The sequence below is a fragment of the Adhaeribacter rhizoryzae genome (genome assembly GCF_008629685.1).
In the GTDB taxonomy this organism is placed as follows: Bacteria; Bacteroidota; Bacteroidia; order Cytophagales; family Hymenobacteraceae; genus Adhaeribacter; species Adhaeribacter rhizoryzae.
On the sequence record NZ_VWSF01000031.1, the window covers coordinates 23186 to 41959 of the forward strand.

Annotated in this window: 22 protein-coding genes and 1 CRISPR repeat array (1 of these 23 running past the window's edge); of the genes, 14 read left to right on the forward strand and 8 right to left on the reverse strand. The window is 41.8% G+C overall.

The window, feature by feature from the left end; genetic code table 11:
* Positions 1-13: a CRISPR direct-repeat array (repeat unit 37 nt) (it extends 1570 nt beyond the left edge of the window).
* Between the two features lie 131 nt (positions 14-144).
* Positions 145-879 carry a DUF3800 domain-containing protein gene (locus F0145_RS24055; protein WP_150092853.1) on the reverse strand — a complete coding sequence of 245 codons (735 nt, stop codon included), beginning with the start codon at positions 877-879 and terminating at the stop codon, positions 145-147.
* A 224-nt stretch (positions 880-1103) separates the two neighbouring features.
* Between F0145_RS24055 and F0145_RS24060 the strand changes: the two genes are divergently transcribed.
* Positions 1104-1706 (forward strand): recombinase family protein, encoded by a 603-nt coding sequence (locus tag F0145_RS24060; RefSeq protein WP_150092855.1) that lies wholly within the window; start codon positions 1104-1106, stop codon positions 1704-1706.
* Between the two features lie 93 nt (positions 1707-1799).
* Here F0145_RS24060 and F0145_RS24065 read toward each other — a convergent pair whose 3' ends face one another.
* Complete coding sequence (locus F0145_RS24065) at positions 1800-2333, reverse strand: DUF5946 family protein (RefSeq protein WP_150092857.1); 534 nt, start codon at positions 2331-2333, stop codon at positions 1800-1802.
* A gap of 104 nt (positions 2334-2437) precedes the next feature.
* Complete coding sequence (locus F0145_RS24070) at positions 2438-2935, reverse strand: putative immunity protein (RefSeq protein WP_150092859.1); 498 nt, start codon at positions 2933-2935, stop codon at positions 2438-2440.
* 498 nt (positions 2936-3433) lie between these two features.
* Here F0145_RS24070 and F0145_RS24075 point away from each other — a divergent pair, with 498 nt between their 5' ends.
* Positions 3434-3838, forward strand: coding sequence for a response regulator (locus F0145_RS24075; protein ID WP_150092861.1), 405 nt, complete (start codon positions 3434-3436; stop codon positions 3836-3838).
* Between the two features lie 53 nt (positions 3839-3891).
* Here F0145_RS24075 and F0145_RS26365 read toward each other — a convergent pair whose 3' ends face one another.
* Complete coding sequence (locus F0145_RS26365) at positions 3892-4047, reverse strand: hypothetical protein (protein ID WP_190277629.1); 156 nt, start codon at positions 4045-4047, stop codon at positions 3892-3894.
* A gap of 374 nt (positions 4048-4421) precedes the next feature.
* On the opposite strand from F0145_RS26365, the gene F0145_RS24080 reads away from it, so the two are divergent.
* Complete coding sequence (locus tag F0145_RS24080) at positions 4422-4850, forward strand: response regulator (RefSeq protein WP_150092863.1); 429 nt, start codon at positions 4422-4424, stop codon at positions 4848-4850.
* A gap of 128 nt (positions 4851-4978) precedes the next feature.
* Here the strand turns inward: F0145_RS24080 and F0145_RS24085 are convergent, their stop codons facing one another.
* Entirely contained in the window at positions 4979-5812 is an 834-nt protein-coding gene (locus F0145_RS24085; RefSeq protein WP_150092865.1) for an AraC family transcriptional regulator, read from the reverse strand.
* Positions 5813-5928: 116 nt separating this feature from the next.
* Here F0145_RS24085 and F0145_RS24090 point away from each other — a divergent pair, with 116 nt between their 5' ends.
* The 11 genes from F0145_RS24090 (at position 5929) to F0145_RS24140 (ending at position 16083) form a co-directional block, all read left to right on the forward strand.
* On the forward strand, positions 5929-6498 hold the full coding sequence (locus F0145_RS24090; protein WP_150092867.1) for a DapH/DapD/GlmU-related protein: 570 nt from the start codon (positions 5929-5931) through the stop codon (positions 6496-6498).
* Positions 6499-6545: 47 nt separating this feature from the next.
* Positions 6546-7664 carry an alpha/beta hydrolase gene (locus tag F0145_RS24095; RefSeq protein ID WP_150092869.1) on the forward strand — a complete coding sequence of 373 codons (1119 nt, stop codon included), beginning with the start codon at positions 6546-6548 and terminating at the stop codon, positions 7662-7664.
* A 28-nt stretch (positions 7665-7692) separates the two neighbouring features.
* A complete protein-coding gene (locus F0145_RS24100) occupies positions 7693-8172 on the forward strand; it encodes a cupin domain-containing protein (protein WP_150092871.1) in 480 nt (159 codons plus the stop codon).
* A 66-nt stretch (positions 8173-8238) separates the two neighbouring features.
* Positions 8239-9453: a PQQ-dependent sugar dehydrogenase gene (locus tag F0145_RS24105; protein ID WP_150092873.1), complete on the forward strand. Its 1215-nt coding sequence runs from the start codon at positions 8239-8241 to the stop codon at positions 9451-9453.
* A gap of 185 nt (positions 9454-9638) precedes the next feature.
* Positions 9639-10127: a cyclophilin-like fold protein gene (locus tag F0145_RS24110; RefSeq protein ID WP_150092875.1), complete on the forward strand. Its 489-nt coding sequence runs from the start codon at positions 9639-9641 to the stop codon at positions 10125-10127.
* Positions 10128-10314: 187 nt separating this feature from the next.
* Positions 10315-10965 (forward strand): Rossmann-fold NAD(P)-binding domain-containing protein, encoded by a 651-nt coding sequence (locus tag F0145_RS24115; RefSeq protein WP_150092877.1) that lies wholly within the window; start codon positions 10315-10317, stop codon positions 10963-10965.
* Positions 10966-11075: 110 nt separating this feature from the next.
* Positions 11076-11471, forward strand: coding sequence for a (R)-mandelonitrile lyase (locus tag F0145_RS24120; protein WP_150092879.1), 396 nt, complete (start codon positions 11076-11078; stop codon positions 11469-11471).
* 281 nt (positions 11472-11752) lie between these two features.
* Positions 11753-12391, forward strand: a complete 639-nt coding sequence (locus F0145_RS24125) for a (2Fe-2S)-binding protein (RefSeq protein ID WP_150092881.1) — start codon at positions 11753-11755, stop codon at positions 12389-12391.
* Positions 12388-13371, forward strand: coding sequence for an FAD binding domain-containing protein (locus F0145_RS24130; RefSeq protein WP_150092883.1), 984 nt, complete (start codon positions 12388-12390; stop codon positions 13369-13371). The genes F0145_RS24125 and F0145_RS24130 overlap by 4 nt, the downstream gene beginning before the upstream one ends.
* Positions 13372-13383: 12 nt before the next feature.
* Entirely contained in the window at positions 13384-15627 is a 2244-nt protein-coding gene (locus F0145_RS24135) for a xanthine dehydrogenase family protein molybdopterin-binding subunit (RefSeq protein ID WP_150092885.1), read from the forward strand.
* Positions 15628-15855: 228 nt separating this feature from the next.
* On the forward strand, positions 15856-16083 hold the full coding sequence (locus tag F0145_RS24140) for a helix-turn-helix domain-containing protein (protein ID WP_150092887.1): 228 nt from the start codon (positions 15856-15858) through the stop codon (positions 16081-16083).
* A 318-nt stretch (positions 16084-16401) separates the two neighbouring features.
* Here F0145_RS24140 and F0145_RS26370 read toward each other — a convergent pair whose 3' ends face one another.
* From F0145_RS26370 to F0145_RS24150, 3 genes are all read right to left on the reverse strand, one after another.
* On the reverse strand, positions 16402-16569 hold the full coding sequence (locus F0145_RS26370; RefSeq protein ID WP_190277630.1) for a hypothetical protein: 168 nt from the start codon (positions 16567-16569) through the stop codon (positions 16402-16404).
* Complete coding sequence (locus F0145_RS27075; protein WP_150092906.1) at positions 16527-17099, reverse strand: DUF3078 domain-containing protein; 573 nt, start codon at positions 17097-17099, stop codon at positions 16527-16529. Before F0145_RS27075 ends, F0145_RS26370 begins: the two co-directional genes overlap by 43 nt.
* Before the next feature lie 371 nt (positions 17100-17470).
* Entirely contained in the window at positions 17471-18484 is a 1014-nt protein-coding gene (locus F0145_RS24150) for a LacI family DNA-binding transcriptional regulator (RefSeq protein WP_150092889.1), read from the reverse strand.
* Between the last annotated feature and the right edge of the window lie 290 nt (positions 18485-18774).

Here is an 18774-nt window from a genome sequence, read left to right on the forward strand (position 1 = left end):
CAAGGATTGAAACTATAGCTTGCATATACAAACTTTTTATGCCAGATTTGCGTTGTAAATATAAAGAACAATATTCTTTAATCGTATTTGGATTGGGGTGTCCCCGGTCGGCAAGGAGCTAAGGTAACACTTGGCTCTTTGTTTTTATGGGTGTTTCTTTAATCCATACATCTTATTCCCCTTACTGTATATTTTAGATTTTAAAATTTCGAAAGCTGGGTTATGCTTGACTGGATCTAGTATAAACCTAGCTATAGGATAGGCTACTAAATCAGCTAGTTGTAAACCATTAATATTATCTTTCTTATAGTTAAAGGAAATATGTGTGTTGTACTTGGCAAAACGATTCTTGCTCACATAGAAGGTGCCTCTACTCATTAATTTCTGAAAATGTTCCTCTAGTTTTTTATCTTCCTTATTGCCCCTTCTTTCTAAAATAATCTGTAGTTCACTAGCTCGCTCCTGGTTCTTTTCAATAACATAAATGGCTCGTTCCATCAAAAAAGAAAGTGATATCTCATATACATCATCAGATAAGTAGCCGTACTTTTTAGTATAAGCAATTTTATCAATAGAAGAAGTCAAAATGATAAAAGCGTGCTTTTCTACTATTTCATTAAAGTCAAGGTAGAAGCTTTCTTTAACCTGCTGATTAAAAAGAATCTTAAAAGGACCTTCACACTTACGGATATCCCGGGAATGAAGGATAGTATTGGTATCCTCCCAATATTTTAGTTTCAGTTCATTTAGTGCTAGACGAAAAGCTTCATAGCTCTCCTGAGTAAAAATAATGCCGCATAGGGTAAAAATGGGAAATGCGGGATCAACTTTTGACAAACCATGGTCTCCACTTTCATCAATAAATAGAAAATATTTCACTAGCTCGTATTTTTATTCACAAAGATCATAAAGTTCTGGCAGGTTAATTATTTAATAGCATTTTTTAACTTAAAAGATCATTAGTAAATTTCGTTTAAACGACCGTTTATTTTTCAGTTTACCTCCTAAACCAAATCCTGCTAAAAACCGTCAGTTTCTCCTTCATTAAACTGTTTTGCTTAATCTAATTTCATTATATTTACTTTTTAACCTTAAAATGAAAAATGAAGATAGGCTATGCCCGGGTCAGCACCCAGGACCAAAAACTGGAACTCCAAATTGATGCCTTGGAGCAAGATGGGTGTGAGCGAATCTACCAGGAGAAGAAATCCGGGAAAAACAAGGAGCGCCCCGAGCTAGAGCAAATGTTAGCGCAATTGCGGCCGGGAGATATAGTTGTTGTCTGGAAATTGGATAGGTTAGGCCGCTCTCTCAAAGACCTGGTAAGTTTAATGGATGAGTTTAGAAGCAAAGGGGTAGAGTTTATAAGCTTGAAGGACGGCATCAATACCACAACCATTACCGGGCGCTTTACCTTCAACATATTTGCCTCCCTATCGGAGTTCATCCGGGAGCTGATAGTGGAAAACACCATGGCGGGTATCACCGCGGCCCGGGCCAGAGGTAAGAAAGGAGGACGACCAGCGGGGTTATCGCCGGCCGCCATTGAAAAAGCCAAGAAGGCGGCCCGGCTACACGGGGCAGGTTTATCTGCTAGTGAGATTATGAATAGCTTAAACATCAAGAGCTCGGCTACTCTATATAAGTATTTAAAATATGCCGGCGCTCAGGTAGCAGGGTGGCGACAAGCACCTACTACCAAATAAAACTTAGTTAGCAGATCCACTAGGCCGCTATTTAACATATAAAAGATTTTAAGCAAAAAACTTTATTTCTATTCTCTGATTTTATAGTTAACATCAGGAATGATACTTTTTAATATAATTATTAGCAATTGAGGCAGCTAAGGTGTGGTGAGGTTTAAATGATAAATATACCTCCTTTGCCCATTCTCTTACAATTTTCATACACTCATCCGGGGTAGAAGCAATCAGCAAATCAGAGGTAGTTAGGCTACCTCTTTTGGTTAAAGGGGGTGGGGTTAAAAACTCTTTTTTATTCTTTTTGTAATGATTGATGATGTTGCTTAATAATGGCGTTTTAGAATAGTTCCAGGCAACATTCTTTTCAAAAATCAGATAAAGTCTTGTCAAGTGAATATGGTTGTTCCATGGTCCGTGAATTTCACAATGCTGTAAAGCCATGGCATCAACGCTTAAAAAGCGGGTTACATAATACTTCGGATTAGTAAAGTCAAGTATTTCAGCTATATGATGTACATTGTCCAGACATTCCCATATTCCCTGGGATACATGGGAGCCACAAAACTGACAAGGCCCTTCGTGCTGGAGCGTAATACCCTTCTTTTTTGCATAGTCTATTAAATCTTGCATATTTACTACCTTTTGAAGCCGCCTTCTTGACAGCCAACCCTAAAGTATATTAGACATAATATCATAATTTTTAAGTAGTCACTAGCTTAGCGGTTCCTTGTTTATTATATCCTTTTATCTAATTCTTTCTCTTTCCACATAGCCTGAACTATATCGATTATATCTGAAGGCAACTCATTTAACCTTTTGGTCTGCCATTCTCTTTCCTTTTCTAAATTCTTTTTAGCCAGTTTTACTGCTTTAAGCGCATAAAATGCCCCTCTTAGAGAATGGTCTGCCATATGAGCCGTTGCCACTGCTTGTCCAACAGCACGCGCTACTGCTTTAGATACGGGGTCTGCTGATTGTCTGGCTACTTCATGGGCCATTACGGAAGCCTTCATCGCTTCACCAGTTGGTAAAGCACCCTTTTCCCATTCTTTGGCTACTTCTAAAGCATACAAAAGCCTGTTATTAACTTCCTGGTCAATAAGAGACAGAACATGTTCAGCACATTCTCGTGCCCACCTACTTAACTGGCGCTGGTTTTCTTTAGTAAGTGGTCCTCCCCGATGTTCTGCAATAAAAGGGTAACGCTTAGATTGTTCTGCTGCCTTTTTCAATTTTGTTTCTGGCCTTCCTGTTCCGCTATTTTCATTGACCGCTAACTAGTTGCTATAAGGATTAATTTGTTTAGCCGTCGAAGGGTGGTTGGCTAAACATTATAGCGATAATAAATATAATAGGACTTTCGCAAAAATCTGTTTTCAATAGAAATAATGCTTAAAAAGCCCTCATTATTATTGATTTTTGAAGAAAATATTAAATTTATCAAATCATTCTTACATAAAGTGCGAAAGTCCTATATAATTAGAAATTAATTTGTTTTAAGGGGTACCAGCAGGATTTTAGAAAAGGAACTTTTCTCTAGAAAGTACCAGAAAAATCCGAAAAAAAAGGCCCGTTCAATTCATTAGAAAGGGGTTTTCGCTGATAACTCGTATTATGTTAAATAAAGGTGTAATTCTGGCTTTTGTACAACTCTGGCAACTACTACATCTACCTGGCGTAAACCACCGCAGTTATCCTAATCTAACCCTGGATAAGGTAATCGAATTAGGATGCAATCCCCGAAAAGAATATTACTGATAGATGATGATGCTACTACCATTTTCTTAACCCAAAGACTACTGAAACGCTTCGCGATTGAAGTAGAGGTTTTAACGGCGGCTCATGGACAGGAAGCCCTAGCTATAGTAAGAGCAGTATGCGAGCAAGAGCAGTGTCCGGAGTTAATTTTCCTGGATATTAATATGCCCATTATGGATGGCTTTGAATTTTTAGAACAACTCCAAAAATCGGCTAATTTAAGTAAGGCGGCTATCAAGATTATTTTAGTTAGTAGTTCTACGCACCAGCTGGATTTAGCAAAAGCCAAGCAATATCCCTTAATTGGTTATATTGAAAAACCGCTCACGTCCGAAAAGCTGTCTGAATTTTTGCAGTTAAATAGCGCAGGAAATTAGGCTATAAAACATCAAGATTCTATAAATCCTCTGCTGTTAAATAAAAGCTATTTCTAACTTTTGTTAGATTGGGATTTGGTGAGTAGCAGGTGTGCGATTTCCTGCGTGGCTTGTAGTTCGATCATTTTAGCGTCAAATTTGACCCTTTTAGCATCTAACTCAGTCATTAGCTGGGCGGCTTCCTGCTGGAGCGATCGGCTTCTTTCCAACAGTATTTCGGTATGCTCTAGCCCCTCCTTAAACTTATCTGTCATGCTGTTGCTTTCTTATGTTTTTGTTTGACAGGAAGTTAGTTAAATAAGTTCAGATGCTAGCAAGATCAGTATTTGCTACCCTCATTAATCATTTATGTTCAATAGAAGCTAAATCTGATCTTTATTATATTTAAGGGTAGGGGAAAAGGAAGGGAGCGTCGGGCGTTAAATTCAAGTTATTAAGATGTTATATTTTTAAATGAGTATTTATCAGTTTAAACTAAGTAACTATCGTATGTAATAAGTACTTAGACCTATAAAAATGTTTATAGGAAAAGATATACCTGGACACCTGCTTGTAAAAGTCGATATCCTTAATAAAATGAAGGATGGAAGACCAAAGTGCAGCCAAAGCAAATTCAGCAGGAATACCACCGATAGATACTATTTTGGTCGTAGATGACGACGAAAGCTACCGTTTTTTGGTAAAAAGATTTCTATTGAGAAGCGGATTTGACCAACAGATTATAACGGCTCATAATGGCTGGGAAGCCTTGCAAAAATTGCAAACAATGGCTGCCCACGGCGATAAGCTACCTGAATTTATCTTTTTAGATATAAATATGCCGGTGATGGATGGCTTTGAATTTTTAGAAGCAGTAACCCAATTATCGCAACTGAATCTAAGCCAGACCAAGATATACATGTGTAGCAGTTCCAGGCTTGCCAAAGACAAAGAACAAGCTTATCTTTATCCGATTGCAGGTTTTCTGACCAAACCTTTAACCCTAGAGGTATTAAAAAGCATTCTGGTTTAAGATTATTAGGCCAACCACTTGTGCTAATTATGTTAATTTAACTAGACAAAAATGCTAATAAAGCATGTGGTATCTCTTTTCCTATAAGTTCATTTATGATAAATTAGTCATTACATGGATTATAAACTTTATATTCCTGTCAAACGCTGGCGATACTCTCTTGGGGAAACACCCAGAACCTTCCGTACATAACGGGTGAAAAAGGACCGACTTGAAAAATTCATTTGATCGGCAACCTCGGAAATGTTTAGATTTTTGTTTTGCAGTAAAAGAATTATCCTTTCTCTGGCGTAACGTTGTATCCAATCCGAGGCCGTAATACCGGTATTTTGTTTACATACAAAATTTAAATATTTAGCGGTAATGTGGAGCCGGTTGGCATAAAACTTGACTTCGCGCTCTTTCAAACAATGTTCTTGAATCAATTGCATAAACCGCTCAAAAAGCGACCCGCTTTCTAATGTTCGTTTCCGGTGTTCATATTCATTGGCGAACGTGTGCCACATTTCCAGAATAAATAACTGCATTTGCAACTTCAATACTTCAGAATAAAAACGGTGTTCTGTCTCTGAAAATTTATCGTACAGGAGTTGAAAATTTGAAAGCACTTTTTGCCTATCGGTTTTATCATTCAAATGCAATATTGGGTTTTCTTTGGAATGTAATACCACATCAATACTCCAGCTCTGGTCGGGAATATTAGCCAACAGAAAATCTCTTTCTACCAATAAAACACTTGCTTTAATTTTCTTGGTGAAAGTCAGATTAGTCAGCTTGCTACCTGCAAACCAAAAAACAAATTCACCGGCGTTACAGGTATAGGGCCTGTCATTAAAAAGAAAGCTTATACTTCCCTGGTGGCAATAGATATGCGTATGAAAATGCAGTAGGAAATCCTCCGGTAACTCAAAATTCCCCTTTGCCTGGAGCAAAATAATGCTATCCTCTTTTACTTTTTCCATTTCCAATAATATTTGGGTATACAATAATAAGTGTTATTTGACATAAAATGCGTAAAAAGTGTAATAAATAGCGCTATAAAATTGGATAATTTTACAAACTTTAACGTTAAGGGTATATGAAAACGCAGCACACAGATATTTTTCAGAGACTGCTAAATGGCGAAGAGGTTTCATTTACCGATGCGGATTATTCTAAAATAGTAAAGGCTTGTAATGACACCCGAATATTGCTTATACAGTTAAATAATGAAGCAGATTCGGACGAAATAAGAAAGCTTTTAAGCAAAATATTCGCTTCGGAAGTGGATGCAACTACCATGGTTTTTCCACCATTTCAGATTAATTATGGCCAGAACACCAAAATTGGTAAAAATGTATTTATCAATTTTGATTGTACTTTTTTGGATTTAGGTGGCATTACCATTGAGGATAATGTTATGATTGCTCCTAAAGTGAGCCTGTTATCCGAAGGACATCCTATTTCTGTCAACCATAGGCAAAAGCTAACGGTAGGTAAAATCCATATTAAAAAGAATGCCTGGATTGGAGCTAATGTTACCATTTTACCAGGTGTAACCATTGGCGAGAATGCCGTAGTAGCCGCTGGAGCCGTGGTATCTAAAGATGTTGCGGCCAATACCGTGGTAGGCGGGGTTCCTGCCAAATTTATTAAAACGATTGACTAATTATTTATAGGTAGGCACAACGTACTGAAAAATTTAAATTCAAAAACATGAAAAGAATAACCCTTTTAGCCCTTTCGTCCCTCATGATGATGGGACCGGCCTTTGCTCAAACAAAACCAAAAGTTAACTCAGAAAAATCAAAAACAATGATAGAGACAGGAAAAACAAATCACTATACCTTTCCATTAAGTGATAAGGTAACCCGGCAAGAAGTAACCTTTAAAAACCGTTATGGAATTACGATTGCGGCCGATTTATACCTGCCTAAAAACCGGGGCAACGAAGCTTTGGCGGCCTTAGCCATTAGCGGCCCATTCGGGGCGGTAAAAGAACAATCTTCCGGATTATATGCCCAAAATATGGCCGAACGTGGTTTTGCTGCCCTGGCATTCGACCCGTCTTATACTGGCGAAAGCGGTGGGGAGCCTCGCAATGTTGCATCACCAGACATCAATACAGAAGATTTCAGTGCCGCCGTAGACTTTTTAGGTCTGCATCCTTCTGTTGACCGAAACTGCATCGGCATTATTGGTATTTGTGGTTGGGCTGGCATGGCGCTGAACGCGGTCGCCGCAGACAAACGGGTTAAAGCTGTTGCTACTACCAGTATGTATGATATGTCACGGGTGATGGCCAAAGGCTATTTTGATAAACTTACCAATGAAGAACGCACGAAAACGCTGGAACAAATGAGCCAGCAACGTTGGGTCGATGCCGAGAAAGGAAGCCCTGCTCCTTCCACCAATAATTTACCGGAAAAATTGCAAGGTAACGAACCTCAGTTTGTAGTTGATTATTTCAATTATTATAAAACGCCGAGAGGTTTCCATCCCAATTCGATTAATTCAAATGGTGCCTGGACAGCTACTAGTCCGCTGTCGTTCATGAATATGCCGCTGTTGACTTACATTAAGGAAATCTCCCCACGTCCGGTTTTACTGATTGCTGGGGAAAAAGCCCACTCCCGCTATTTCAGCGAAGATGCTTACAAAGCAGCTGCCGGGCAAAAAGAATTAATGATTATACCACATGCCAGTCACGTTGATTTGTATGATAGGGTAAATATTATCCCATTTGATAAACTAACCGCTTTCTTTAACGAACATCTGAAAGCAGGTAAGGCTGCGCCAAAAGAAAAGGCCGCAGCCTTTGGTTCTGTTAATTAATAATAAGGTAAAATAAAAAAGGATTAACATGAAATATTCACTTTTTGCAGCCTTTGCCTTGGCAGCCCTCTTTAATCTGGGCTGCCAAGAGAAGGCTTCAACGAATGCAACCGATGGTGAAATACAAGCCATTTTCCCAAAAGGAGAGCAGGGGCCAGCGGAAAACTTCACCGGAAAAGCTTGGAATTACGGTTTGGTTGAAAATGATACTATTCACAATACCGTTGTGGGTAATGTTTATTTTGAACCGGGCGCCCGAAGTAATTGGCATACCCATCCGGCCGGTCAAATCCTGATTATTACCGATGGGGAAGGATTTCACCAGATAAAGGGGCAGCCCCGGCAAACTATTAAAAAGGGAGATGTGGTGAAGTGCCCGCCTAATGTAATGCATTGGCATGGCGCAAGCCCCACAAAGGGTTTACAGCAATTATATATTGTGCCGAATACCGAAAAAGGCATTGTGCAATGGCTGCAACCAGTATCGGAGGAGGAATATTCTAATTGAACGCAGCAAGCTATTTGGGTGACAGGAATCTGAATTTTAACCCTAATTACTAAATCCAAAAGTAAAATGAAGAAAATTAAGGTGTACGGATGGATAAATCCAACCATACTATGCCTCATTCTAGTATTAAATTTAAATTCAACCTATGGTCAATCGGTGGAGACCAGTCCAAAGGTGGCCCCGCAACAGAAACCTGCCTCTGCAGGACAAACCCGGGTTTCGGCAGTTAAGACAAGTACTAAATTCAGTTTTAAGGTAATTACCGAAGGTTTGTCTTCTCCGTGGGGTTTAGATTTTTTGCCCGATGGTAGAATGTTAGTCAGTGAATTAGCAGGCAAAATCCGGATCGTGTCTAAAGATGGAACAGTAGGTAATGCCCTGAAAGGCGCGCCTCCGGTTCGCGTTTTTGGGGTAAGCGGCATGATGGACGTCAAGGTATCTCCCAATTTTGAAACGTCTCGTTATGTGTTTTGGACTTATCCAGAGCCGACAGGCGAAAACCAGAGCGTCAATTGTATTGCCCGTGGTAAATTATCTTTAGATGAAACATCACTGGAGGAGGTGAAGGTAATATACCGGGCTTCAACCACAGGACAGGATGGCTTTCATTTGGGTTCCCGTATGCTTTTTGACAAGAGCGGATTACTGTATGTAACTTTCGGCGACCGGTTTCAGGAATCGGTCCGGGTCCAGGCGCAAGAGCTAAACTCTTCACTAGGTAAGATAATCAGGATAAATCAGGATGGCACCTATGCGAAAGGCAATCCATTTATCTCAGACCCAAAGGCACGAAAGGAAATCTGGTCTTTGGGCCATCGCAATCCGCAAGGTCTGGCCTTTAATCCGGTGACTGGAGACCTCTGGTCTTCCGAGCATGGACCTATCGCCGGCGATGAACTTAATATTATACGGCCTGGTGCAAACTATGGCTGGCCCATCATTTCCTATGGCCAGGCAGATGGCGGAGGTTCCTTGAGCGGCAGTACCCAGAAAGAAGGAATGGCGCAACCTGTTTATTACTGGGATCCGGCGGTGGCTCCTGCTGGGATGACCTTTTATACCGGGAACCTGATTCCCGAATGGAAAAACAACCTTTTTGTAGGAGCACTCAGGGGTTCTCATATTATACGCCTGGTGATTGACCATAAGACGAGCCGCGTTATTGGTGAAGAAAGACTGCTGGCAGATGAACGCCAACGTTTCAGGCACATCATTCAAGGGCCGGATGAGGCACTATATGCCATTACGCATCAAGGGCGTCTTTACAGAATTGGAAATTAATGCCGAATCACAGAACTAAAATTAAAAGGAACGCACCACTATCTGTTCAATAGAGTTTTACCCAGGCATCCAGGCGGAACAAACCAGTAATGCCTGGAATAAAGGGCTGAACCAAGAACCCAGGTACAAGTATGCTTTAGACGCTTCACTAATCCAAAGGCACAAACCACAAAATAGCAAATACCATGAAATATTCACTTTTAATCGCTTTGGCTGTATTCACCCTTTTTACAAGTTTTGCTTCTTGTAAAAAAGATGGCCGTGATGTTTCGAGTAATCCCAGTGCAGGAAACAATAATGGTAACATTAACCCTAATCCCGAAGGAAGTAAGATGAAAATTAAGATTGGAAACAGTACTTTCACCGCAACCTTATACGATAACGCCACCACTAAAGCGTTCAAAGCCTTGTTACCTTTGACCGTCAATATGGTGGAGCTTAATGGAAACGAGAAATATGTTGATTTATCCCGCAACCTGCCAACCAATGCGGCCAATCCCGGAAATATTCAGAACGGCGATTTGATGCTTTATGGCTCTAAAACGCTGGTACTTTTTTACAAAGCGTTTGCTACTTCTTATAGCTATACAAAGCTTGGGCGCATTAATGATACGACGGGGCTTGCTGCTGCCTTGGGTTCAGGAAACGTTACCGTCTCGTTTGAATTGGAATGAAAGTAAAAATTAGCAGAACTAAACAAAAAGATAATACAATTATTGGCGCAACTTAAGATGAAAAGATTTTTCTAAAGACCTAGTATTATGTCAGAAATAAAAACTTACTAAAAGGAAGGAGTAAGACCAATAACTGAAGTAGCAATTAGAATAAAAGCACAATAAGTTAAAGCATTACGGTAAAGAAATGAAGGTTATAATTGCTGGAAGTACAGGAATGGTTGGCAAATTAGTTTTAAATAACTGTCTAAAATCTGATAAAATAACGGAAGTAAGGAGCTTGGTGCGTAAACCTACAGGCTTAAAACATCCTAAACTAACAGAAATAGTTATTCAAAATTTTGAAGATTATTCTGAGCATTCCAGCTTATTCAGAGATATAAAAGTTTCATTTTTTTGCATTGGAGTTTATACCGGTGAGGTACCAGATGAATTATTCAAGAAAATTACAGTTAACTACGCGGTTGAATTTGCAAATGCTTTGAAGCGAGAGAGCCCCGAAGCTACGATATGTTTACTGAGTGGTGCGGGGGCAGATAGTACAGAAAAGAGTAAAACTCCTTTTGCCCGTTACAAAGGAATAGCCGAAAATCAAATTTCTAATTTGAATATGAAATTTTACGCTTTTAGACCGGCCTATATTTACCCAATTGAGCCAAGACAAGAGCCAAATGTCGGATATCGAATTTTAAGAATTTTTTATCCTCTTTTGAAAGCCTTCGGTAAAAAATATAGTATTACTTCTGCCGAATTAGCAAAAGCTATGTTCAACATTGGGTTGAATGGTGCCGGAAAGCAAATTTTAGAAAACCAAGATATATTAGAATACATAAACTAAGCCTAATTTATTAAGCTTATTTGCAAAAGAACTCACAAAAGAGATATCGGCAAATTCAGGATAGTGGCTTTGGGTGGAAATTCTTTAATGAAAAACTAAAAACGATCAGAATGGAAATAACAAGAATAGGTTCACAGCCTTCCGGTAAAGGACCCGAAGATTGGTTTACAGGTTCAGTACGGATTGACCCATTATTTGGCGCAAACGATGCCCGGAGGGCGGCAGCAGCCAGTGTCACCTTTGAGCCCGGAGCCAGAACGGCCTGGCACACCCATCCGCTGGGTCAAACCTTAATTATTACAGCCGGCATAGGTTTGGTGCAGCGGGAAAGTGGTCCAGTGGAAGAAGTACATCCCGGCGACGTTATTTGGTTTGAGCCCGATGAGAAGCACTGGCATGGTGCTACTGCCACCATTGGCATGACTCATCTGGCCATTCAGGAAAATCTAAATGGCAAAGTAGTGGATTGGATGGAAAAAGTAAGTGATGAGCAGTACCGCCAATGAGTTTAGCTTCATAACCGATTAGGGCATCTAGATTAAACAATTAAAGGAGTGAACTGGCGCCTGTTTGCATCAACTACCAAGAAAGTCTTCAATTTTCTTGTTACCGTTAACATGAAAATAGACCTAACTATTAATTAATTGCCAGCAGAAGAAAATTAAAGAAGTAAGAAATATGGCTTCCATAAAAAAATAATCTCTTCTGGATTGGACCAAGCCCCGGCTTTGAAAAATATATTTTGATTAAGTGCGCGTATAAACAGAAATAACAAACCCAAGCAGTTATGGCTCGCAAAAAATTACCCCACCCTCCACCAGACCAGCAGCCCCACGAAGGACGGAGAAACTTTCTCAAGCAATCTTCCATCCTGACGGCGCTGGCCGTTACGCCGGCTTCTTTACTCAAAGCAGCTGAATTAAAATTAGATGAGAAAGCAGCTACTTATTTTGAGCAGGTGCCGCTATCCCTGGAAATAAACGGCAAAACCCATAAATTATCAGTAGAGCCTAGAGTATCCTTACTCGATTTATTGCGGGAGCAACTAGGGCAAACCGGCACCAAAAAAGGCTGCGACCATGGGCAGTGCGGAGCCTGTACGGTACACGTGAATGGGAAACGGGTTCTTTCGTGTTTGTCGTTGGCGGTGATGCAGGATGGAAAAAAAGTTACCACCATTGAAGGGTTGGAAGATGGTGACAAACTGCACCCTATGCAGGAAGCTTTTATAAAACACGATGGTTTTCAGTGCGGTTACTGTACCCCGGGGCAAATTATGTCGGGGATTGCTTGTATTAGGGAAGGACACGCCAATTCGGAAGAAGAAATACGCGAATACATGAGCGGCAATATTTGTCGTTGCGGAGCTTACCCCAACATTGTGAAAGCCATTGCGGAGGTTAAAAAAGGAGGGCAAAAAGTATGATTAATTTTGGATATACCCGGGTAAGTACTCACAAAGCGGCAATAGATGCCGTACGGAAAGATAGTGCGGCCCAATGGATTGCCGGCGGCACCAACCTGGTAGACCTCATGAAAAAAGGCGTAACCACCCCCGAAAAGCTTATTGATATTAACAACCTGCCGCTGAAGGATATCCGGAAAGAAGGCAATAAATTGTACATTGGCGCTTTGGCTCTCAACAGCGAGGTGGCAGAGAACGAGTTGGTCCGCACCCAACAACCGCTGCTTTCCCAGGCCCTCCAAGCCGGGGCTTCGCAGCAAATTCGCAACATGGCCACGGTTGGTGGCAATATGATGCAGCGCACCCGTTGTCCTTATTTTTACAATACTGATATGCCTTGCAACAAGCGGGAACCCGGCACTGGATGCGGCGCTTTAAAAGGATTTAACCGGATGCACGCCATTTTTGGAACTTCTGAAAATTGCATTGCCGTGCACCCCAGCGACATGTGCATTGCTCTGATAGCGCTGGATGCAACCGTACTGGTAACCGGACCTAAAGGTGACTGCCGCATTCCATTTCAAAATTTTCACCGCTTACCCGGTGATGCCCCGCATAAGGACAACACGCTGGAAAGAGGCGAATTAATCACAGCTATTGAAATACCGGATAATCCTTATCAAAAGCACGTTCATTATTTAAAAGTTCGCGACCGTTCTTCTTATGCTTTTGCGTTGGTGTCGGTGGCTGCAGCCGTGGATTTGCAGGGTGATAAAATTAATGATGTGCGGTTAGGCATGGGCGGGGTAGCGCATAAACCGTGGCGTTTAACCGAAGCCGAAAACTTTCTCAAGGGGAAAACAGCTACCGAAGCTACTTTCCGGCAAGCCGCTGAATTGGTGATGAAAAACGCCAAAGGCTATGGCCACAACAACTTTAAATTAAAATTAGCTCCCAACACTTTAGTGGAGGCCTTGAAAACAGCTACGGTTAAAGCCTAATTAAGCAAGATTATGGACAAAGATTTCTTTTTTGACAAGAAAAAAAACGACCCCATTAGCCGGGTGGATGGCCGAGCCAAAGTAACCGGCAAAGCTACCTATGCGGCTGAACATAAGGTACCCAACCTAGCTTATGGATTTCTGGTAGGCAGTACCATTGCTAAGGGTCGTATTAAAAGTCTGGATACCAAAAGTGCCGAACGGGCGCCCGGTGTATTAGGCGTTATTACGCATGTAAATGCGCCTAAAATACCCGGCTATCAAACCGGTAAAGACCCGGCAAAACCACCTACTGCCGGACAACCGCTACGTATATTTTACGACAACCAAATCTTTTACTATGACCAACCCATTGCCTTGGTTATTGCCGATACCTATGATAGGGCGCTTTTTGCCGCTAAGCTGGTGAAAGCCCAGTACGAAAAAGAGGTTCACCAAACCGAGCTGGAAACCAACCTGAGCAAAGCCAGAATACCAACCGGACCGCGGAAGGAAGATTATAAACGGGGAGATGCCGATGGGTATAAAAATGCAGCCGTTAAAATAGAGCAGGAATATTATCACCCCGTAGAAGTGCACAATCCCATGGAATTGGGAAGCATTATTGCCCGCTGGGATGGTCCGGATAAATTAACGGTTTATACCAAAACCCAAGGCGTAGAATCTACCCGAAATTCCATTAAAGACGCCTTTAAATTATCACCGGAAAATATTACGGTTAATGCAGAGCATATTGGTGGTGCTTTTGGAATGGGCTTGCGCACCTGGCCCTATGAAATTGCGGCTATCATGGGCGCTCAGAAAATTGGTAAACCCCTGAAACTGGCCTTACACCGGGAACAAATGTTTACCAATGTTGGGTATCGCCCTGAAACCATCCAGAAAATAGGCATGGGTGCCACCGCCGATGGGAAATTAGTAGGAATATTTCATGAAGCTACCGCCAATACCTCGGCTTATGAAGAATTTACCGAAGCGACAGTAAATATTACCCAGTTTATGTATGCCTGCCCCAATGTGGCCACCCGTTACCGGCTGGTACCCTTGAACTTTGTTACCCCAATCTGGATGCGCGGTCCGGGCGAGGCAACGGGCGCTTTTGCCCTGGAGTCCGCGATGGACGAACTGGCGTATGCATTAAAGTTAGACCCTATTGAATTCCGCTTGCGTAACCATGCGGATATCGACCCCGAGCACAACCGGCCCTGGTCCAGTAAACATCTGAAAGAGTGTTACGAGATGGGAGCCGAAAAAATTGGCTGGAAAGACCGGCAACTGGAGCCTAGAAGCTTGAAAGACGGCGACTGGCTCGTTGGTTACGGCATGGGTACCGGCTCCTTTGGCGCAATGCGCTGGGTGGCCACCGTGAAAGCAAAGCTCCAACCAGATGGTAAGCTTCTGTTACAATGTTCGGTAAACGATATGGGCCCGGGCACGGCTACCATGATGACCGCCGTAGCCTCCGAGGCGATGGGGTTAGCACCCGATAAAATTACCATCCAGATGGGCAGTACCAAGTTGCCGCCCGGTCCGATGCAAGGCGGTTCCAACGTTACCTCTACGGTAGGTTCGGCCGTCCACGACGTGTGTGCCGAGCTGAAAATGCAAATCGCCGCCTTAGCCAGCAAGGAAGGTTCGCCTTTCCGGACCAGAAAAGTAAAGGAGGTAAAAGCCGAAGATTTGGTTTTCTCGGACGGTAGTGTGGCGCTGAAGAAAAATGAATCCACCAAAATATCCTTCCAGGACCTGTTCCGCAGAAATAATCTACAGGGGCTGGAAATTACCAAAGAATCTAAAGGGCAGGAGCAGCCTTATTCCATGTATTCGTTTTCCATGCATTTTGTAAAACTGCGGGTGCATCCGGCCACCGGCCGGGTCAAAATAGACCATGTAGTGTCCTGCGCTGATGCTGGCACCATCATAAGCCCCAAAACTGCGGCCAGCCAGATGATAGGTGGGGCCGTAGGCGTTATTGGCATGGCCTTAATGGAAGACCTGGTAGTAGACCACCGTTTTGGCCGACCCATTAACAACAACTTAGCCGATTACCACGTGCCGGTCAATGCCGATATTCCGAATATAGATGTGTTGTTCGTGAATAAAAAAGACCCCTTTACCAATCCAATGGGTTCTAAAGGCCTGGGGGAAATTGCCCTGGTTGGAGTGGCTCCAGCCGTTGCGAACGCTGTATTTAATGCGACTGGTAAACGCATCCGGACCTTACCTATAACACCGGATAAGTTGATGGAAACATAGGGAAAAGGCACTTTACCTTCCCATTTACCACCAATAGTTCTATTGTTAACATTAACCTTATGGAAGGCGGATTGCCGGGCATACTTGCCGCTCAAGCTTAAATCCGCCCTCCTTAATGCCGTTACCTTGGACAAACCGGGCTATAATAGGCTCATTTGATACAAAAATCGATTGCGGTATGACCTAGAAGTACCGCAGAAATAAATCAGATTCTTTAAAGCTTTTAAAATGAAATTAGCTGTCCTGGCCGAGGAGTTACGAAAAGCCCGAAGAAAATCTGGTTTAACCCAAAAGGAACTCGGCGAAATGATTGGGGTGACCAGGCAAATGATAACCCGCATTGAGTCGGGAACGCAGAACGTAACGATTAAAACGCTACAGAAATTAACTGGTGCACTTGAATATGACTTTACTATTGAACTGAAACAGAAGAAAAGAAGCAAGAGGTTGGCATAATTTAGCTTGTTTATATAAAAAAGTAGATGTTTGTTATTCATAGTTTATTCCTTTATAGCTTCTTAAGACTTCTATTCTATTTGATTTTAATTAGCAAGGATTTCAATCACTGTAAAAAATTGAAATACTAATCAAATAAGTTTCTTAATTAGGTCTTATAAGTCCGAATATGTTTACCAGAGCGGCATTAAGCTAAAGAAATTAATTTTTCTTCCCTTTTGAATAGGGTGTTTGTCACAAAGGGCGTTTCTTTTCTGGAAGACGGCAGCTTCCGTTTTAGTGATTTAATACGGCATCCAGCCGGTGGTCAATGGTGCGCTAGGCCAGGGTTTCGTAATTAACAAAGCCTAGGTAAAGCAGTTTAAGGTTCAGGTTGGTGGCAATATCCTTGTTCAGGTTGCCCAGAATTTGGGCGGACAGCCATTCCTGCCGTACCCGGCGGCCTACCGGTACGCCATAAACCACCTCCCCTGGGTACGGCCGCACGTTCTGGTCGGTGAGAAAGGTGAAGCGGGGGCAAACGGGCTAAACCGAACCGAGAACCAGTCTACTACCGGTTTAAACTCCAATCCCAGTGCAAAGGTGAGAAAGCCGGGAGCTAAAAAATTAGAAATTAATCTCCGGTTATCCGGCAGGCTATCTACATCATACTCGAAGCCCCGGTCAAACTGCGACAGAAAATTAGCCGAAGCAAAAGTATTCCAGTCGGAGCTGATGCTGTAACCGTATTTGGTGTCGAGGAAAATGCGGTCGAGGTTTTTACGGGTATCCTGGCCCTTGTTCCGGAATAAACCGTATTGAAGTTGTATTTCATTGTACCAGGATATTCGGTCACGCCGATAATCGGCCTTGCCGTTGCTGAATAGGCCAATAGCAATTGAATTAATACCCCCGGCCTGCCAGTTGTTGCTGAAAGTAGCCTGGTTTAGGTTGAGGCCCGAAGAAATGGAGCGCCGCCAGTAGGTAGTATCGGTTTGGGCATAAACAGCTATTTGAGCGATCCAAGAAAAAGCAATAGTAGAATCTTTTTCATAAGTCCATGTTCAGGTTTCTTGGAAGAGAAAACTCGAACGAAAGATAATCTTAAACTAAAACTTGCCTTAATCAAATTATTTATAAAAATTTTATTATCATTTTACATAATAGTTTATCGATAATTAATAGTGCTCCTTTACTTAAAACTTATAAGAGGTAAACCGCGGTAGTTCTGTTATGTAGTTACCCGTAATTAATGGAAAAGAGAGAGTCGCTTTTCTACCACACTCTGTGCTAGTTGCACATATTAAACTACTCGAAGGGGAGGCGGAAGTTCAAGTAAACTCTTTAACTGATACAAAAAACTATTTAACTAATTTTAAAAAGACAAGGCATTGTTTGAAACTTGATTTTAACTGGAACCTCGAATAATTAATTCGGCTTTGAGGGTGCGGGTAATGGCTTTCCATTCGCTTACTTCCTTGTCCATCATTTCTAATAAAAGCTGCATAGCGGTTTTGCCAATTTCCCGCATGGGCTGCGAAACGGTTGTAAGGCCAGGTTCGATTAAAGCCGAAGCAAAATCGTTGCTGAATCCGGCAACCGCTATATCTTCCGGAATGCGTAAACCCTTGGCTTTAATAATCTGGATGGCTTCCATGGCGGTGGGGTCGTTAATAGCAAATAAAGCATCGGGGGGATCGGGTAGTTCCAGCAGGTATTTCACGTAAATTTTTACTTTCTCCAGCGTTAAGTCATACGGAATAATTAATTCTTCTATAACCGGAATATTATTCTTCCGCAGGGCATCCAGGTAGCCGTTCAGGCGCTTGCGGCTAATCAGCAACGAATCGGGGCCGGCCAGGTGGGCAATGCGTTTTTTACCTCTTTGAATTAAATGTTCTACAATATTAAAAGCGCCATCGTAATCGTTGGTTACTACTTTGGGCACTTCCATTTCTTCGCAAACCCGGTTAAAAAATACAATAGGTATGCCTTTCCGCTGAAATATTTTCAGGTGGTCGAAGTTGCGGGTTTCTTTGGTTAAAGAGACCAGCACACCATCTACCCGGTTGGTAAGCATTACTTTAGCATTGGCTACTTCGGTTTCGTACGATTCGTTGGATTGACTGATAATGACATTGTAACCTTTTTTAGCCGCAACCTCTTGGGCTCCAATAACTACCTGCGGAAAAAAAGTGGTCATAAATTCCGGCACAATAATCCCAATGGTAAAGCTTTTGTTTTTTACCAAGCTAATAGCCAGCATATTCCGTTCGTATTCCATCTTCTCGGCCAGTTCCAACACTGCCTTGCGGGTTTGGGCATTTACATTGGGGTGACCCGTAAGCGCCCGCGAAACCGTTGACTTAGAAATATTCAGAGCACGTGCAATATCTATAATAGTAGTCTGGTGGCGTTTCATAAAATTTATATTGTTAAACTAAATATTAAAATATTCTTAATAAATATTAAATTCTGTTGAAGGAAATATAATTTCTTATTGGGAATGTTCCCAACTATTGGGAACATTCCCAATAAGAAAAACCCTGATAATTTTAACGAAGATAATTTTTGGTAGCTTATTATTATAAAAAAATCAGCAAAGCAGGTAGCAAAAGGTCATATTTTAAATATTTACGAAAGAAGCTGCTACTGTAAGTGTTGGGAATAACTGGTTCCCAATGTGGAATTAAAGGTGCATTTATTCCTAAT

Excerpts from the sequence above, each read along its gene's own strand:
- F0145_RS24090 (WP_150092867.1), top strand. The coding sequence starts at position 5,929 with ATGAAAACGCAGCACACAGATATTTTTCAGAGACTGCTAAATGGCGAA.
- F0145_RS24065 (WP_150092857.1), bottom strand. The coding sequence starts at position 2,333 with ATGCAAGATTTAATAGACTATGCAAAAAAGAAGGGTATTACGCTCCAG.
- F0145_RS24135 (WP_150092885.1), top strand. The coding sequence starts at position 13,384 with ATGGACAAAGATTTCTTTTTTGACAAGAAAAAAAACGACCCCATTAGC.
- F0145_RS24105 (WP_150092873.1), top strand. The coding sequence starts at position 8,239 with ATGAAGAAAATTAAGGTGTACGGATGGATAAATCCAACCATACTATGC.
- F0145_RS24125 (WP_150092881.1), top strand. The coding sequence starts at position 11,753 with ATGGCTCGCAAAAAATTACCCCACCCTCCACCAGACCAGCAGCCCCAC.
- F0145_RS24110 (WP_150092875.1), top strand. The coding sequence starts at position 9,639 with ATGAAATATTCACTTTTAATCGCTTTGGCTGTATTCACCCTTTTTACA.
- F0145_RS24150 (WP_150092889.1), bottom strand. The coding sequence starts at position 18,484 with ATGAAACGCCACCAGACTACTATTATAGATATTGCACGTGCTCTGAAT.
- F0145_RS24095 (WP_150092869.1), top strand. The coding sequence starts at position 6,546 with ATGAAAAGAATAACCCTTTTAGCCCTTTCGTCCCTCATGATGATGGGA.
- F0145_RS24075 (WP_150092861.1), top strand. The coding sequence starts at position 3,434 with ATGCAATCCCCGAAAAGAATATTACTGATAGATGATGATGCTACTACC.
- F0145_RS24060 (WP_150092855.1), top strand. The coding sequence starts at position 1,104 with ATGAAGATAGGCTATGCCCGGGTCAGCACCCAGGACCAAAAACTGGAA.
- F0145_RS24140 (WP_150092887.1), top strand. The coding sequence starts at position 15,856 with ATGAAATTAGCTGTCCTGGCCGAGGAGTTACGAAAAGCCCGAAGAAAA.
- F0145_RS24130 (WP_150092883.1), top strand. The coding sequence starts at position 12,388 with ATGATTAATTTTGGATATACCCGGGTAAGTACTCACAAAGCGGCAATA.
- F0145_RS24100 (WP_150092871.1), top strand. The coding sequence starts at position 7,693 with ATGAAATATTCACTTTTTGCAGCCTTTGCCTTGGCAGCCCTCTTTAAT.
- F0145_RS24115 (WP_150092877.1), top strand. The coding sequence starts at position 10,315 with ATGAAGGTTATAATTGCTGGAAGTACAGGAATGGTTGGCAAATTAGTT.
- F0145_RS24085 (WP_150092865.1), bottom strand. The coding sequence starts at position 5,812 with ATGGAAAAAGTAAAAGAGGATAGCATTATTTTGCTCCAGGCAAAGGGG.
- F0145_RS24080 (WP_150092863.1), top strand. The coding sequence starts at position 4,422 with ATGGAAGACCAAAGTGCAGCCAAAGCAAATTCAGCAGGAATACCACCG.
- F0145_RS24120 (WP_150092879.1), top strand. The coding sequence starts at position 11,076 with ATGGAAATAACAAGAATAGGTTCACAGCCTTCCGGTAAAGGACCCGAA.